General features: G+C 42.2%; 12 protein-coding genes. 1 reads left to right on the plus strand and 11 read right to left on the minus strand.

Annotated elements, in window-relative coordinates; translation table 11 throughout:
* The 10 genes from V2H77_RS19985 to V2H77_RS20030 form a co-directional block, all read right to left on the minus strand.
* A partial coding sequence (locus tag V2H77_RS19985) for a hypothetical protein (RefSeq protein ID WP_341500213.1) occupies positions 1–703 on the minus strand: 703 nt, incomplete at its 3' end.
* Positions 704–778: 75 nt separating this feature from the next.
* Positions 779–1528, minus strand: coding sequence for a hypothetical protein (locus tag V2H77_RS19990; RefSeq protein WP_341500214.1), 750 nt, complete (start codon positions 1526–1528; stop codon positions 779–781).
* Positions 1525–3441: a lipase family protein gene (locus V2H77_RS19995; protein WP_341500215.1), complete on the minus strand. Its 1917-nt coding sequence runs from the start codon at positions 3439–3441 to the stop codon at positions 1525–1527. Before V2H77_RS19995 ends, V2H77_RS19990 begins: the two co-directional genes overlap by 4 nt.
* 558 nt (positions 3442–3999) lie before the next feature.
* Positions 4000–4761 (minus strand): DUF4123 domain-containing protein, encoded by a 762-nt coding sequence (locus V2H77_RS20000; protein WP_341500216.1) that lies wholly within the window; start codon positions 4759–4761, stop codon positions 4000–4002.
* On the minus strand, positions 4758–6737 hold the full coding sequence (gene tssI / locus V2H77_RS20005; RefSeq protein ID WP_341500217.1) for a type VI secretion system tip protein TssI/VgrG: 1980 nt from the start codon (positions 6735–6737) through the stop codon (positions 4758–4760). Before tssI ends, V2H77_RS20000 begins: the two co-directional genes overlap by 4 nt.
* Positions 6738–6822: 85 nt before the next feature.
* On the minus strand, positions 6823–7581 hold the full coding sequence (locus tag V2H77_RS20010; RefSeq protein WP_341500218.1) for a hypothetical protein: 759 nt from the start codon (positions 7579–7581) through the stop codon (positions 6823–6825).
* A 75-nt stretch (positions 7582–7656) separates the two neighbouring features.
* On the minus strand, positions 7657–8397 hold the full coding sequence (locus V2H77_RS20015) for a hypothetical protein (RefSeq protein WP_341500219.1): 741 nt from the start codon (positions 8395–8397) through the stop codon (positions 7657–7659).
* A 75-nt stretch (positions 8398–8472) separates the two neighbouring features.
* Entirely contained in the window at positions 8473–9204 is a 732-nt protein-coding gene (locus V2H77_RS20020) for a hypothetical protein (protein WP_341500220.1), read from the minus strand.
* A 163-nt stretch (positions 9205–9367) separates the two neighbouring features.
* Complete coding sequence (locus V2H77_RS20025) at positions 9368–10114, minus strand: hypothetical protein (RefSeq protein WP_265377943.1); 747 nt, start codon at positions 10112–10114, stop codon at positions 9368–9370.
* On the minus strand, positions 10111–12027 hold the full coding sequence (locus V2H77_RS20030; protein ID WP_341500221.1) for a lipase family protein: 1917 nt from the start codon (positions 12025–12027) through the stop codon (positions 10111–10113). Before V2H77_RS20030 ends, V2H77_RS20025 begins: the two co-directional genes overlap by 4 nt.
* Positions 12028–12870: 843 nt before the next feature.
* Here V2H77_RS20030 and V2H77_RS20035 point away from each other — a divergent pair.
* Entirely contained in the window at positions 12871–15618 is a 2748-nt protein-coding gene (locus tag V2H77_RS20035) for an RHS repeat protein (protein ID WP_341500222.1), read from the plus strand.
* A gap of 96 nt (positions 15619–15714) precedes the next feature.
* Here V2H77_RS20035 and fbaA read toward each other — a convergent pair whose 3' ends face one another.
* The gene (fbaA, locus tag V2H77_RS20040; protein WP_341500223.1) at positions 15715–16791 is read right to left on the minus strand and encodes a class II fructose-bisphosphate aldolase; all 1077 of its coding nucleotides are present in this window, start codon (positions 16789–16791) and stop codon (positions 15715–15717) included.
* Positions 16792–16802: the final 11 nt, after the last annotated feature.

The following is a 16802-nucleotide window of genomic DNA, read 5'->3' on the forward strand; positions in this document are numbered from 1 at the left end:
CTCCGGGATATTCAACCCATTCTCCCCTCCCATTAGTTACCGTGATTTTCGGCATTTTGGTTTCATCCAACTTGGGTTTATAGATGATTTTCCATTCCTCTCCTGGAGTTAATTTCAGTCGAAACGGAAACGAATCCACTATGCCCTGTAAGGAAACTCTGTTTGGACGCCCTTCAACCATTTTCAAGACAGGGTAAATAACCGGCCTGTAATCTATAGTATTCAATGCACGAGTTTCAGAGGCTTCTGAATAATTTTCTCGTTCAGCATCGTTAATAAAAGCGGTTAAACCTGTCCCCGAAGAGGGAACAGCATCTTTCACCAGGTGACTGACATCGGTATAATTCGCCGATACATAAGCCCGCTCAATTTTCCATTTACACCAACCTCCGCCACTAAAAGGCAATTTCGTCTGAAAATAACCCGTTTGGGGATCAGTGGTTACCTTCTGGTAAAGCACATGATAAGTCGGTACTTTATGAGGTGTCATCGTCGCACTAAATTCATATTCAAGACAAGATTTTGAGATATATCTTGCTGCCACGTACGGCTCGGTGTATTTCGGCATGACGCCTTCCACCGTAATCAACTGTTTCTTCTCGTCAGGTGAAAAAGGAAAAAGCCAGTCAAAAAAGGTATCTCCAAACGCCCAGTAAATAGAATAGAGAAATAATAAGAACAGCGTTATTTTCAATGTTTTCATACGGACAGTTCCTTTTAATAACAGTATTCTCATGTTGGCATTTAGATAAACTGGTGATATGACCTTAGTAGAACGTTACTTTATGTAACGGGTATCTACCATTTGGGTATTGATTTCAATATGTCCTCCGGGATATTCAACCCATTCACCTTTCCTAGTTACTATAACCTTCGGCATTTTAGTTTCATCCAGTTTAGGTTTAAAAGTGATTTTCCATTCCGCTCCTGGAATTAATTTTAGCCGAAAAGGAAACGAATCCACTACACCCAGTAAGGAAACTCTGTTTGGACGTCCCTCTACCATTTTCAAAACAGGGTAAATAACCGGTCTGTAGTCTATAGTATTCACTGCACGCGTCTCAGAGGCTTCAGAATAATTTTCTCGTTCGGCATCGTTGATAAAGGCGGTTAAACCTGTCCCTGAATAGGGAACAGCATCTGTCACCAAGTGACTGACATCGGTATAATTCGCCGATACATAAGCCCGCTCAATTTTCCATTTACACCAACCTCCGCCACTAAAAGACAATTTCGTCTGAAAATAACCCGTTTGGGGATCAGTGGTTGCCTCCTGGTAAAGCACATGATAAGTCGGTACTTTATGAGGTGTCATCGTCGCACTAAATTCATATTCAAGACAAGATCTTGAGATATACCTTGCTGCTACATAGGGCTCGGTGTATTTCGGCATAACACCTTCCACTGTGATCCACGGCCCCTTTCCCTTAGATGAAAAGGGAAATAGCCAGTTAAAGAAAGTATCCCCCATCGACCAGTAAATAAAAGACAATAGTAATAATGACAATGTGACCTTGAATATCCTCATACTGGAAGCTCCTTCTCATCGCAGTAGTACTGTAAGGCCAGTTTCCCTTTTTCTTCCTGCTGACTGACGGCCAATGATTTTATTAACTGTTTATCCATATCCAGAAAACAGAGATTACGGTAGTAAACAGCATCTGGTATCAGTCTCTTATAAACATCCATTTTCTCCTTAAATTGATGCTGACTGTCCTGATAAGTCGTCATTTTATCCGGTTCGCATAACTCTTTAAGACGTGCATCAATATAACCGGAATATTTAGATGAGAAGTGATTAAAGATACTTACTTTGTCTTTTAACTCAGGGTTTTTATTTTCATCAAACAGTTTATCCTGTTCTTGCGGGCTTAGCTGATTAAACAGGGCATTTTGTTGTTCACCGGCCTGAACGAAAAGGTGTTCTGTTTCTTTATTCAGTTCAGGAATTAAATACAGTTTTGTTATATTACTTAATATTCCTTCTGCACTCAATCTGGTTATCAGCGATACATTACTGGCGGCAATCAGCCATTCCGGGCAGGCACTGGCTTTTAAAAAATGAACTACTTTGCCATGATGCAGATAAATTTCTTTACTGGCTGTCGCCTGCTTAATTGCTTGAATAATCGGTGAGGGTGACAATAATTTTATGATTTCCCAGTCATACCCCGCCAACGTCCAGTAATTGAAGAAAACATTATCCATATCCTGTTCAAAGGGCACCAAAGGAATAGGGTCATTTTCATTAACATGACGATAATGGATAATAGCAGATAGTTCCTGTACTGCACTGCTGGTTAATGTTCTTGGCATCCCGTAACTGTAGAGACAAGGATTGTGTTCTTTCAGTTGTGCACTGTGCAATAATGCTAAAGCTCCCCCCAAGCTGTGACCACAGATAAATAATCTTTTTTTTACGGCCAAATCCAAAATATCGCTGAATACTTCTTTGGTTTTCTCATCAGGAACTTTTAACTTCCCAACCAGACTGAATGCCGCCCAAAACCCTTTATGTACTTTGCCACGGTGAATAAACCCACTACACAGGGCTTTCTCATCATCGCAACTCAAGCTTAACGGCTGGAAGGTAATATCAGTCAAGTCATTCGCCAGACTGGCTGTACCCCGCCAGCTAACAAGAACATCACTGCTGCTGGCGATATAAAACAGTCGGGTATCACCTTGTTTATTGTCTGCCGTTTTTGAATCAATAAACTCTATCCGGGTATAACGTTCACTAAACGGCACATCGTAAACCACAGGCGTTGCCGAAACATCGTTCATCCGATAAGGCAGCTTCGAAACATCGACCATTTGCCGGTTAAAAAAGTGAAGTACAGAGCCTTCAATATCAACATCCCCATCGGCATAGGCCAGCACGCTCATCAAGCACTGGTTATAAGCATTAACAATGGAATACTCTTTTTGATGATGTAGCAGCAGAATCCAGGCTCGAAACGGGCATACTTCCAGAACATACCGTCGATTTAACGGATGGACCTCATAGCCTTTTGGTTCCGGGTCTGGGAAGTGATAAGGAGGTGGAATATCTTTAGAATCTTTCCAATCCTTAATCACCGGCAATCCATCACTGATCTGCCCGATAGTCACATAGCGATATTGATGGCCTTCGGCTTTCGGTTTCACCACCGAAGCCTCTTCACTGCGTTTTTCCCGCAATGGACGCTGTTCCATCTCATCGGCCAGCGGCTGAGCAGCAATATATAGCGTCACCGGATGAGGTAACAGCTCCTCTTCTCTGAGCACACCAAAACCATTAGTTACCCCTCGGCGCACATAACCCGGGGTTCCGCGACTGATCAGGCGATAAGGCATGTTGACCAGCGGCTTTCCCTGTTCATCCACCAACTGAAATTCCACCCAGTTTTTCAAAAAACGCTTACAATCAAAACACAAGCGTGGATCTGATATACCCATTAGTTTTACTTCCTTCTTTATAATAACGTTATTTCTCCGTCCGGCTATCAATCACCTTTATCAGCATAAATACCCTGTCAGGGATAGCGGTCATTGATTTCGTCACCAAAGAAACAAGATAGTAAAAATCCTATTACCTAAGACAAGCAACATCACTTATGCCGTGGGTAATAGCGAGTTGAATGACAGGAAGACAGAAATGTATTCCCATCAATTAATCCCTTTGAATAAGGGAACAGGAGTTGGAATTTCCTTCATACTGTCCAATATGATGGAGCTTAAGTTATGATTATTAAATCATCACCAAATAGCAAGAGAAAATTTTCATTTTTTTAATTTACAAAAATATAAATTTGTAAGAAAGTGTTACAAACTCAATAGAAATTGAGTCGTCAATTTCAAGTTAAGCGAGTATAGATGCTAATAATTGGCATAACTCAATCCGGTTGGGCTAATATTTTCTTTTTGGCGATTGCCAGATCACTCAAACCGGATTGAGTTTCCTCAAATGAGTTATTATTCAGTGCAAACATGCATACGCTACTTAATAGTCATATATCACTCACCTAATGTCTGTAAGTAATTTGCACTGGTAAGATTATTAATGCCACCTCCGTTTTCTAAACGCGCTTTCAGCCAATCAATAATTCGTTCCTGTAATTTCCCTCTCGGCTTATCCAATTTCTCAGCCAATTCACCGTGGTTTTCCCATAAATCGCTAATAAGTACGAATACCTGCCCTTGCAAGGCGTAATCAGAATGGAACCAAGCTTCAATTAAATGCTGGCCCAAGACAAAGGGCTTTTCATGTTCACTTTGACCACAATTCTCAGGGCGGTAATAAACCTGCGGCTCAGGCGTATCTATCATTAATTCACACACCGGCGTTAGAAACCCCGACCAATCGCTGATAACCATTGCCGGTAATAATTGATTGAGAATACGCGAATCCATACTACGCAAGAGCACCTGTTTCTCCTGTAATATCACCTGCTGGCGTGAACGCCAATGATTAAGCTGTTGCCCCCATAAATTTTCACTGCGATAAGCCCATCCCCAACTGTTATCGCTCAAGGTATGACTATCAAGCAAATGACCAATTACTGACAGGCAACCTGACTTGGGCTGAACCAGCCAGGGGCTTTGCGCCAGCATGTGATCCATCGGGGTATTGCTGTATAGCGGAAAAACCTGCTCTACCCAGTCGTTTTTATAAAAGAGAGTGACAGGGTTCGGCTTCGCCAATGAATTGAGCATAAAGAAAACGGGCGGTTTATTGGCAACATTCAACCATTGCTGCCAGTTTATGGACATGTTCATGCATCCTCCTGGTTATCGATAATCAAGTTAGCTTCCAATTGAGCCTGCACAGCGCAAAGCGGTCTGGCCGGATATTTAACCCCCGGCAGAGGCGCAACGCCCTCTGGCAGTTGTAGTGATAAACCGCGCCCGGTACCGGCTGAACCTTGCCCGACTAATAAATTTGGCGAGGTCAGAATACCGCCGGGAGTTATCCGGATAAAATGACCGCCGACTTTTAAGGTAATTTCTGACGCCGCTTCCAATACCATTTTACCGCCGCTTTTCAGATGCGTTTCCTGACCGCTTTCAGCCACCAATGCATCCCCGGTCTGTAAATGCTGACTGCCGGTGATACGGTGCGACACATCGCCATCGGTACTGTATTTACCGGAACCGGTGATTTTCCGATGGTCATCAGCATGGATTTCACTGTACCGGTTATTATCGATTCGCTGCTTATGGTCGTGTTTAATATGCCAGTAAGCATCATGCTGAATATGGGCGGTCAGATCTTTTTGCCCGTGCAGGTAAATCTCTTCCTGATCTTTTGCATCTTCAAAGCGCAACTCGTTAAAACCTTCCCCTTTGTGAGTCTGGGTTTTGAAGGTGGTTCGGGTCTTTTCGGCGGGTAAATCTAGCGGCGGCCGGTTTAATCTGTTATAGGTGCAACCCGTCACAATCGGGCGATCAATATCGCCGTTCAGGTAGGAGACAATCACCTCCTGACCGATACGGGGGATAGCCATAAAACCGTAACCACTGCCATTCCAACCCTGAGTGAACCGTACCCAACAGGCGGCATTTTCGTTGGCTTTATCATAACGATCCCAGTGAAAATGAATGCGAATACAGCCTTCTTCATTGACATAAATCTCTTCTCCTTCCGGGCCGACCACAGTCGCCACTTCATCGCCATCCGCCAGCGGTTTGTAACGATATAGCGCTCGCCAATCTCTATAGCCCGAAATAAAACTGAATTCGTTATGCAGATAAGTTCCTGACTCTCCGCTACTTTCTTGCCATGCCTGCGGACACTTGCCGTGATGACGAATAGACACGATTTGCCAGCGGGTATTCATGGTATCAACCGGGTGTTCGCTGAGATCAAAGATTTTACCGGGCATCAGTTTAAAGCAGTTGCTTTGCCCGCTACCGGCCTGACGTTGATTCTGGACAGCCTGCTGCTGACGCTGGACGAAGGGTTTCGCCTCCGCGTCTTTCTGAAAACGGCCGTAGCTTTCAAAGAGCGTAAACAGGGTTTCCTGCCCCTCGACACGGGCATCGATATTGGCCCGGTGTGTCAGGCGGTAAGCGGGATTCTGGGGATTGTAGTCCTTATAAATGATCCGCATTGGGGTTGTGGAGACGCCCAGACGCACCTGATTCATCACATTCATTTCTGTGGCCGTCTCTATCTGCGGGTTGTAGACCAGCGGCAGATTGGCCGTCATCCCTAAATGGCTGTCGCTGAAAAACAGCTTGTCGTCTTCAAACCAGAAATTCAGCCCTTCTTCGGCCACTAACCGGACAAAAAAGTCATAATCGGATTCTCGTTTCTGCGTCACATATTCGCGTGTGTAATGAAATTCATCCAATTGGCAATCGAACAGGATGCAATGTTTTTTCAGCAAACTGTTGAGAATTTCCGGCACGCTTTGCCGATGATAAATCCGGCTGTCCTGATTCAGATTCATCCGCCAGAGAGCAGGCCGGACGGTCAGGTAATAAATGGTGCGGTGAGCATGCGTGTCGCCTAATACAGCCTGTGAAATAATGCCGCTCACTTGGCGTTGTTCAACGTCGTTGAAGACCACCCGGAATTTCACCGATTGTAATAACAGTGATTCCAGATCAATATCGGCCCGTTTACTGACCAGCGTTAAGGATAGGGTAAATAATTCGGATAATTCCTCCTGTAGAGAAAATTCAGCGACCGCAAAAGTTTTCTCCGGTAAATCGATAATATGACAAAGAAAGTGTAATCCATCGTTCATATGGACTCCTTATTTATGGTGTTGGTGTTTAAAATACCCTTGTTAATTCGATGAGAAATAAAATAAATAAGCTACACTGATAGCGTTATTTCATATTCCCATACATGAATCGAAAATCCACTTCTTGAGTGCCGTTATCAATCTTGCCGCCCGGATATTCAACCCATTCGCCTTTTCCGTTAGTCACCGTGACTTTCGCCATTTTGGTTTCATCCAGCTTAGGCTTAAAAATAATTTTCCATTTAGCTCCTGGAGTTAATGTGAGTCGAAAAGGACGCATTTTTAATACTTCACCTTGTAAAGATACGCTTTTTGGAAATCCTTCAACCATTTCTAAAACAGGGTAAATAACCGGGCTAAAATCAATTGTATTCGAGGCGGCGATTTCACTAATGTTTGTCTGAACAGCATCGTTAATAAATGCGGTTAAACCTGTTCCCGTATACGGCACAGCATCTTTCACCAGATGTCGGACATCGGTATACCCCACTGCCACAGAAGCTTGATTGATTTTCCATTTACACCATCCTCCACCATTGAAAGGCAATTTCGCCTGAAAGTAACCAGTTTGTGGATCAACTTTTACATCCAAATCCAATCCATAATAAGTCGGCACTTGATAAGGCGACATACCTGCATCAAACTGATATCTAAGACAGTCTTTTGAGATATACTGCGCAGACACATACGGTTTTGTGTATTTCGGCACGACACCTTCCACCGTAATCAATTGTTTCTTCTCGTCAGGTGAAAAAGGAAAAAGCCAGTCAAAAAAGGTGTCGCCAAACGCCCAGTAAATAAAATAGAGAAATAATAAGGACAGCGTTATCTTCAATATTTTCATACGGACAGTTCCTTTTAATAACAGTATTCTCATGTTGGCATTTAGATAAACTGGTGATACGACCTTAGTAGAACGTTACTTTATGTAATGGGTATCTACCATTTGGGTATTGATTTCAATATGTCCTCCGGGATATTCAACCCATTCACCTTTCCTAGTTACTATAACCTTCGGCATTTTAGTTTCATCTAGTTTAGGTTTAAAAGTGATTTTCCATTCCGCTCCTGGAATTAATTTCAGCCGAAAAGGAAACGAATCCATCTTCCCCTGTAAGGAAATGCTGTTTGGATATCCCTCGACCACGTTCAAAACAGGGTAAATAATCGGACTGAAATCAATGGTATTCAATGCTGCAATTTCGCTAATGTTTGTCTGAACAGCATCGTTAATAAATGCGGTTAAACCTGTTCCCGAATATGGCACAGCATCTTTCTCCAGATGACGCACATCGGTATACCCCACTGCCACAGAAGCTTGATTGATTTTCCATTTACACCATCCTCCACCATTGAAAGGCAATTTCGCCTGAAAGTAACCAGTTTGTGGATCAACTTTTACATCCAAATCCAATCCATAATAAGTCGGCACTTGATAAGGCGACATACCTGCATCAAACTGATATCTAAGACAGTCTTTTGAGATATACTGCGCAGACACATACGGTTTTGTATATTTCGGCACGACACCTTCCACCGTAATCAATTGTTTCTTCTCGTCAGGTGAAAAAGGAAAAAGCCAGTCAAAAAAGGTGTCGCCAAACGCCCAGTAAATAAAATAGAGAAATAATAAGGACAGCGTTATCTTCAATATTTTCATACGGACAGTTCCTTTTAATAACAGTATTCTCATGTTGGCATTTAGATAAACTGGTGATACGACCTTAGTAGAACGTTACTTTATGTAATGGGTATCTATCATTCGGGTATTGATTTCAATGTGCCCGTCAGGATATTCAACCCATTCACTTTTCCTAGTTACTATGACCTTTGGCATTTTAGTTTCATCCAGTTTAGGTTTAAAAATAATTTTCCATTTTACTCCTGGTGTTAACTTCAACCTAAAAGGATACAATTTAACCTTACCTTGTAAGGATATACTTTTCGGAAATCCTTCAACCATTTCTAAAACAGGGTAAATAACCGGGCTAAAATCAATTGTATTCGATGCGGCGATTTCACTAATGTTTGTCTGAACAGCATCGTTAATAAATGCGGTTAAACCTGTTCCCGTATACGGCACAGCATCTTTCACCAGATGTCGGACATCGGTATACCCTACTGCCACAGAAGCTTGATTGATTTTCCATTTACACCATCCTCCTCCATTGAAAGGCAATTTCGCCTGAAAGTAACCGGTTTGTGGATCAACTTTTACATCCAAATCCAATCCATAATAGGTCGGCACTTGATAAGGCGACATACCTGCATCAAACTGATATCTAAGACAGTCTTTTGAGATATACTGTGCAGATACATACGGTTTTGTGTATTTCGGCACGACACCTTCCACCGTAATCAACTGTTTCTTCTCGTCAGGTGAAAAAGGAAAAAGCCAGTCAAAAAAGGTATCGCCAAACGCCCAGTAAATAAAATAGAGAAATAATAAGGACAGCGTTATTTTCATATTGGAGTTCCTTTTTATTATGGTATTACAATTGCTATAGATCCTAGACTTTTTTTCCTGAAAATCGATAACATGGCAGAGAAAATGTAATCCATCATTCACATGAACCCTTTATTTTCTGGTGTTAGCGCATCGGTAAACTGGCGGTATGATCTTAATGATGTTACTTTATTTTCCAGTATTCAATTCGATCATTATTCCAATCAATGCTCCCATCCGGGTATTCAATCCTCGCAGGTTCTTTACCCGGTGGAATAATCACTTTCGGCATCTTGGTTTCATTCAGTTTAGGCTTATAGATAATCTTCCATTCCGCTCCCGGAGTTAACATCAACCTGAATGGACGCATTTCGCCTTCACCTAGCAAGGATATTCTTTTGGGGAACCCGTCAATCATTTCTAAAACAGGGTAAATAACCGGACGGTAATCTATAGTATTTAATGTTGCTGTTTCGTTAAGATATGTCTGGGTCGCATCATTGATAAATGCAGTTAAACCTGTTCCCCCATATGGCTTCGCATCTTTCACCAGATGGGTGGCATCGGTATAATTTACTGACACAGAGGCCCGATTGATTCTCCATTTGCACCAGCCCCCGCCATTAAAAGGTAATTTCACCTGAAAATAACCGGTTTGTGGATCAGCTTTTACATTCAACTCCAATCCATAATAAGTCGGCACTTGATAAGGCGACATTCCTGCATCAAACTGATATTCAAGACAATCTTTTGATATATACTGCGCATACACATACGGTTCCGTATACTTTGGCGCCACTCCCTCCACAGTGATCATCTTTTCCTTTCCGTCAGATGTAAAAGGGAAAAGCCAGTTGAAAAAGGTGTCGCCAAACGCCCAGTAAATAAAATAGAGAAACAATAAGAGCAGCGTTGTTTTCAATATTTTCATACAGACAGTTCCTTCTTATCACAGTAATGTTGTAAGGCCAGTGTTCCTTGTTCTTCATGCTGGCTCACGGTTAGTGATTTTACTAACTGCTTATCCATATCCAGAAAATAGAGATTTCGGTAGTAAATATTGTCAGGGATAAGCATCTTATGATTATCCATTTTCGCCTTAAATTGACGCTGACTATCCTGATAGACCGTAATCTTATCCGGTTCGCATAACTCCCTGAGTCGTTTATCAATATAACCGGCATATTTATACGAGCTATGATTAGAAAATCCGAATCCTCCTTTTAAATCAGTACTTCTGTTTTCAACAAACAGTTTGTCTTTTTCTTGTTGACTTAACTGATTAAACAACGCATTTTGCTGCTCGCCAGCCAGAGAAAAATCTTTTTCTGTTTCCTGGTTTAATTCAGGAATTAAATAGAGCTTTGTGGTGTTATCCAATATTTCCTCAGCAACACCCATTATAGGGGAGAAATTCCTGGCGGAAATAAGCCATTCAGGGCAACTGTTAGCTTTAAAAAAATGCACAACTTTACCATGATGCAAATAGATTTCTTTACTGATAGTCGCTTGTTTAATGGCTTTAACAATCGGTGATGGAGACACTAGTTTCACTATTTCCCAATCATACCCTGCCGGCGTCCAATACTTGAAAAACCCATTATCCATATCCTGCTCAAATGGTACGGAAGGAATTACATCATCTTCATTAACATGGCGATAGTGGATAATGGAGGACAATTCCTCTACTGCACTACGAGTTAATGTTCGCGGCATCCCGTAACTGTAGAGACAAGGATTGTGTTCTTTCAGTTGTGCGCTGTGTAGTAATGCCAACGCACCGCCCAAGCTGTGACCACAGACAAATAATCTCCGTCTTTTAGCCAATCCAATGATCTCACCGAATACTGTTTTTTCTTTCTCATCGTGGACAGTTAATTTTCCAATCAGATTAAAAGCTTCCCAGAACCCCCTATGCACTTTGCCATGATGAATAAATTCGCTGCATAACGCTTTATCATCATCGCAATTTAAAGCCAATGGTTGGAAGGTGGCATCAGTCAGGTAATTTTCTAGAGTAACCGTGCCCCGCCAACTGACAATCATGTCTTTTTCGCTGGCGGCATAAAACAGTTTGGTATCACCCTGTTTATTATTCCCTGCTCGTGAATCAATAAATTCCACCTCAGTATAACGTTCACTAAACGGTACATTATAAACCACAGGGGCCGCTGACACTTTTTCCACCTGATAAGGCAGCTTCGAGACATCCACCATTTGCCGGTTAAAAAAGTGTTTAACCGAGCCTGCTACATTGATATCCCCATTGGCATAGGCCAGTACACTCATCAAACACTGATTATAAGCATTCACAATGGAATACTCTTTTTGATGATGCAGCAGCAAAACCCAAGCACGGAATGGACATATTTCTAATACATACCGTCGATTTAACGGATGAACCTCATAACCTTTTGGTTCCGGGTCTGGGAAGTGATAAGGAGGTGGGATGTCTTTAGGGTCCCACCCTTTAATCACCGGCAACCTATCACTGATCTGCCCGATAGTCACATAGCGATATTGATGGCTTTCAGTTTCTGCTTTTGGCTTCACCACCGAAGCCTCTTCACCACGTTTTTCTCGCAACGGACGCTGTTCCATCTCATCGGCCAGCGGCTGAGCATCAATATATAGCGTCACCGGATGAGGCAACAGCTCCTCTTCTCTAAGCACACCGAAACCATTAGTTACCCCTCGACGCACATAATTCGGAGTTCCGCGACTGATCAGGCGATAAGGCATGTTGACCAGCGGTTTTCCCTGTTCATCCACCAACTGAAATTCCACCCAGTTTTTCAAAAAACGCTTACAATCAAAACACAGGCGTGGATCTGATATACCCATTAGTTTTACTTCCTTCTTTATAACGTTATTTCTCCGTCCGGCTATCAATCACCTTTATCAGCATAAATATCCTGTCAGGGATAGCGGTCATTGATTTCGTCACCAAAGAAACAAGATGGTAAAAATCCTATTACCTAAGATAAGCAACATCACTTATGCCGTGAGTAATAGCGAGCTGAACGACAGGAAGACAAAAATGTATTCCCATCAATTAATCCCTTTGAATAAGGGAACAGGAGTTGAAATTTCCTTCATACTGTCCAATATGATGGAACTTAGGCCATGATTATTAAATCATCATCAAATAGCAAGAAAAAATTTTTATTTCTTTAATTTACAAAAATATAAATTTGTAAGAAAGTGTTACAAACTCAATAGAAATTAATTTATTGTTAATCTAATGAAGGATGAAATTACAAAAATAACCCAGTTCTCAGGAAGAATAATCCACAATATATAGAACAACCTGATCTTCACTTAATTTCCTGTTAGGAGTAGAAACATCTTGATGATTCAATCAATGAAATACCGTAATGTCATCGGTATTGTAACTGCCATTATTTAATAAATTTATCTTTAACGGTGAGATACAAGTGATTCGTTATTTAATCACCAACGATATATCAAATCGGCTAACCATTTGTTTTCCCAATAGTTGGCTGATCGTACCCGCTATCTGATACCTTAATTTCTATTAATACAATCTCAAAAATTACCAACGCGTTTGCATTTATAACATCAACGACAAATCGCTTTCCTTGCCTATTTAGTGATATAAGGTCGTTTGGTTGTTACCAAAACTTAAATTATTTTAAAGATTAATACCATATAAGGAGTTAAAACATGAGCAGCTATCACTCTGATATTGACAAAAAAACACCATCAATCAGTGTATTGGATAACAGAAAGTTAAATGTACGTACTTTAGAATATCTACGCACTCAAATTGGTGAAAACAGTGACGAACTGATCACTCTCTATGAATTCAATATGCAGGGATTTCAGGTAAAAAGTACCGATCCGCGTAAGAATAAAAACCTGAGCGGCCCGAATTTCATTCGCGTCTTTAATCTTGCGGGTCAGGTTCTACGTGAAGAAGGTGTTGATGCTGGTCGGTCTATTACCCTCAATGATATTGAAGGTCGCCCAATATTAACCATCAATGCAATCGGTGTCCGCCAAAATCATCGCTACGAAGATAACACCCTACCCGGTCGTCTGCTTGCCATCACTGAACAAGTGCAAGCCGAAGAGAAAACCACCGAACGTCTTATCTGGGCCGGCAACACACCGCAAGAAAAAGATTACAACCTTGCTGGTCAGTGTGTCCGATATTACGATACCGCAGGACTCACTCAACTCAACAGCCTTTCCCTTGCGGGCATTGTGCTATCACAATCTCAACAACTGCTCGTCGATAACCAAAATGCCGACTGGACAGGTGAAGACCAAAGCCTCTGGCAGCAAAAACTGAGCAGTGATGTCTATACCACTCAAAATAGCACTGATGCCACCGGGGCTTTACTTATCCAGACCGATGCCAAAGGCAACATCCAGCGGCTGGCCTATGATGTAGCCGGGCAGTTAAAAGGCTGTTGGTTGACACTCAAAGGTCAAGCCGAACAAGTGATTATCCAATCGCTGACTTACTCTGCCGCCGGACAAAAATTACGCGAAGAGCACGGTAACGGGGTTATCACCGAATACAGCTATGAACCGGAAACTCAACGGCTGATTGGTATCACTACCCGCCGTCCGTCAGACGCTAAAGTGTTACAAGATTTACGCTATCAATATGATCCGGTAGGTAATGTGATCAATATACGTAACGATGCGGAAGCTACCCGCTTTTGGCGCAATCAGAAAGTGGTCCCGGAAAACACCTACACCTACGATTCCCTGTATCAGCTTATCAGTGCCACCGGGCGTGAAATGGCCAATATAGGTCAGCAAAATAACCAACTTCCCTCCCCTGCACTACCCTCTGATAACAATACCTACACTAACTATACTCGCAGCTACAGCTATGATCGCAGCGGTAATCTGACACAAATTCAGCACAGTTCGCCGGCTACCCAAAATAACTACACCACCGCTATCACCATCTCAAATCACAGCAACCGAGGCGTTCTCAGTACGCTGACAACAGATCCCAATCAAGTGGATACGTTATTTGATGCCGGTGGTCATCAAACCAGTTTATTGCCCGGTCAGACGCTGGTCTGGACATCACGAGGAGAGCTAAAGCAGGTCAATAACGGTCCAGGAAATGAATGGTACCGCTACGGCAGCAACGGAATGAGACAACTGAAAGTAAGTGAACAGCAAACCAAGAGTGCTACGCAGCAACAGCGGGTAATCTATTTGCCGGGGCTGGAACTACGCACAACTCAGAATAGCGCCACAACAATAGAAGAATTACACATTATTACGCTAGGTGAAGCAGGTCGTGCACAGGTACGAGTGCTGCACTGGGAGAATGGCAAACCAGAAGGTATCGACAACAATCAGCTACGTTACAGCTACGATAATCTGATCGGTTCCTGCCAGCTTGAACTGGATAATCAAGGGCAGATTATTAGTGAGGAAGAGTATTATCCATTCGGCGGGACAGCGCTGTGGGCAGCAAACAGCCAAATAGAAGCCAGTTATAAAACTATTCGCTATTCAGGCAAGGAACGGGATGCCACCGGGCTGTATTATTATGGTTACCGCTATTATCAACCGTGGGCAGGTAGATGGTTAAGTGTAGATCCGGCGGGAACAGTTGATGGACTGAATCTATACCGGATGGTGAGAAATAATCCAGTAAGTTTGCAGGATGAAAATGGATTGGCGCCAGAAAGAGGAAAATATACCAAAGAGGTGAATTTCCTTGATGAATTAAAATTTAAATTGGCCGCCAGAAATTCACATGTTGTCAAATGGAACGAGAAAGAGAGCAGTTATACAAAAAATAAATCATTGAAAGTGGTTCGTGTCGGTGATTCCGATCCTTCGGGTTATTTGCTAAGTCATGAGGAATTGTTAAAGGGTATAGAAAAAAGTCAAATAATATATAGCCGGCTTGAAGAAAACCCATCCCTTTCAGAAAAATCAAAGACGAATCTTTCTTTGGGATCTGAAATATCCGATTATATGGCAAAAACCATAAAAGATACGATATCAGAGTATGCAGAAGGGCATAAATATAGAAGCAATCACCCTGATTTTTACGCAGAAACAGATTTCTTTGCTTTAATGGATAAAAGCGAAAAAAATGATTATTCCGGTGAAAGAAAAATTTATGCCGCAATGGAGGTTAAGGTTTATCATGATTTAAAAAATAAACAATCAGAATTACATGTCAACTATGCACTTGCTCATCCTTATACGCAACTTAGTAATGAAGAAAGAGCGCGACTGCAAGAAACAGAACCCGATATTGCAATAAATAGAGAATATAATTTCAAAGGCGTTGGCAAATTCCTGACAATGAAAGCAATTAAAAAATCATTGAAAGGGCAGAAGATTAATAGGATATCAACAGATGCTATTAATATTCGCTCTGCGGCTATCGCTGAGAATTTAGGAATGCGGAGAGCTTCATAAATTTGGTAATAGGATTTCAAATAGAAGGTAATATCATTTACTGAATGCGGCTAACATTCCCTCTGAATGAAAATTCAGAGGGAACTCTTTCGTTAATTACAACACATCAACTGCGTTCAATTCTTTGAAAGCCTGTTCCAGACGGGCAATCATAGAAACCTGACCGGCACGCAGCCATACCCGTGGATCGTAGAATTTCTTATTAGGTTTATCTGCGCCTTCTGGATTGCCTAACTGGCCTTGCAAATAGCCTTCGTTCTTTTTGTAGTAGTTGAGAATACCTTCCCAAGTCGCCCATTGGGTGTCAGTATCGATATTCATTTTAACAACGCCATAGCTGACCGCTTCTTTGATCTCTTCCGCGGTAGAACCAGAGCCGCCGTGGAAAACAAAATCCAGGCTGTTATGTGGCAGATTGAATTTCTCAGCAACATAGTCTTGAGAGTTACGCAAAATTTTTGGCGTCAGTTTGACGTTACCCGGCTTATAAACACCATGAACGTTACCGAAAGAAGCCGCAATAGTGAAACGTGGGCTGATAGCATTTAGTTTCTCATAAGCATAAGCAACATCTTCCGGTTGAGTGTACAGCGCTGAGCTATCCATATGGCTGTTATCAACGCCATCTTCTTCCCCGCCAGTACAGCCCAACTCGATTTCCAACGTCATATCGATTTTTGCCATACGCGCCAGATAATGGCTGCAAATCTCAATATTCTCTTCCAGAGACTCTTCTGACAGATCGATCATGTGAGAAGAGAATAAGGGTTTACCCGTCGCTGCGTAATGCTTTTCACCCGCATCTAACAGGCCATCAATCCACGGCAGCAATTTACGCGCGCAGTGGTCAGTATGCAGGATCACAGGAACACCATAATGTTCAGCCATCTGATGAACATGGTGAGCACCAGAAATTGAACCCAGAATAGCCGCTTGTTGACCTTCAACTTTCAAACCTTTACCGGCAATAAAAGCAGCGCCGCCGTTAGAAAACTGAATGATCACAGGAGAACGAACTTTAGCAGCGGTTTCCAGCACGGCATTGATTGAATCAGTACCTACACAGTTGACCGCCGGCAAAGCAAAGTTGTTTTCTTTGGCTATAGCGAACACTTTTTGAACATCATCACCAGTGATGACACCCGGTTTTACGAAATCAAAAATTTTAGACATGTTACGTGGGT

This window comes from Photorhabdus sp. P32, assembly GCF_038085095.1.
GTDB lineage: Bacteria > Pseudomonadota > Gammaproteobacteria > Enterobacterales > Enterobacteriaceae > Photorhabdus > Photorhabdus luminescens.

What these genes read in the sequence shown, in the direction of transcription:
- V2H77_RS20020 (WP_341500220.1), bottom strand. Translation starts at nt 9,204, where the DNA reads ATGAAAATAACGCTGTCCTTATTATTTCTCTATTTTATTTACTGGGCG.
- fbaA (WP_341500223.1), bottom strand. Translation starts at nt 16,791, where the DNA reads ATGTCTAAAATTTTTGATTTCGTAAAACCGGGTGTCATCACTGGTGAT.
- tssI (WP_341500217.1), bottom strand. Translation starts at nt 6,737, where the DNA reads ATGAACGATGGATTACACTTTCTTTGTCATATTATCGATTTACCGGAG.
- V2H77_RS19995 (WP_341500215.1), bottom strand. Translation starts at nt 3,441, where the DNA reads ATGGGTATATCAGATCCACGCTTGTGTTTTGATTGTAAGCGTTTTTTG.
- V2H77_RS20015 (WP_341500219.1), bottom strand. Translation starts at nt 8,397, where the DNA reads ATGAAAATATTGAAGATAACGCTGTCCTTATTATTTCTCTATTTTATT.
- V2H77_RS20000 (WP_341500216.1), bottom strand. Translation starts at nt 4,761, where the DNA reads ATGAACATGTCCATAAACTGGCAGCAATGGTTGAATGTTGCCAATAAA.
- V2H77_RS20030 (WP_341500221.1), bottom strand. Translation starts at nt 12,027, where the DNA reads ATGGGTATATCAGATCCACGCCTGTGTTTTGATTGTAAGCGTTTTTTG.
- V2H77_RS20025 (WP_265377943.1), bottom strand. Translation starts at nt 10,114, where the DNA reads ATGAAAATATTGAAAACAACGCTGCTCTTATTGTTTCTCTATTTTATT.
- V2H77_RS20010 (WP_341500218.1), bottom strand. Translation starts at nt 7,581, where the DNA reads ATGAAAATATTGAAGATAACGCTGTCCTTATTATTTCTCTATTTTATT.
- V2H77_RS20035 (WP_341500222.1), top strand. Translation starts at nt 12,871, where the DNA reads ATGAGCAGCTATCACTCTGATATTGACAAAAAAACACCATCAATCAGT.
- V2H77_RS19990 (WP_341500214.1), bottom strand. Translation starts at nt 1,528, where the DNA reads ATGAGGATATTCAAGGTCACATTGTCATTATTACTATTGTCTTTTATT.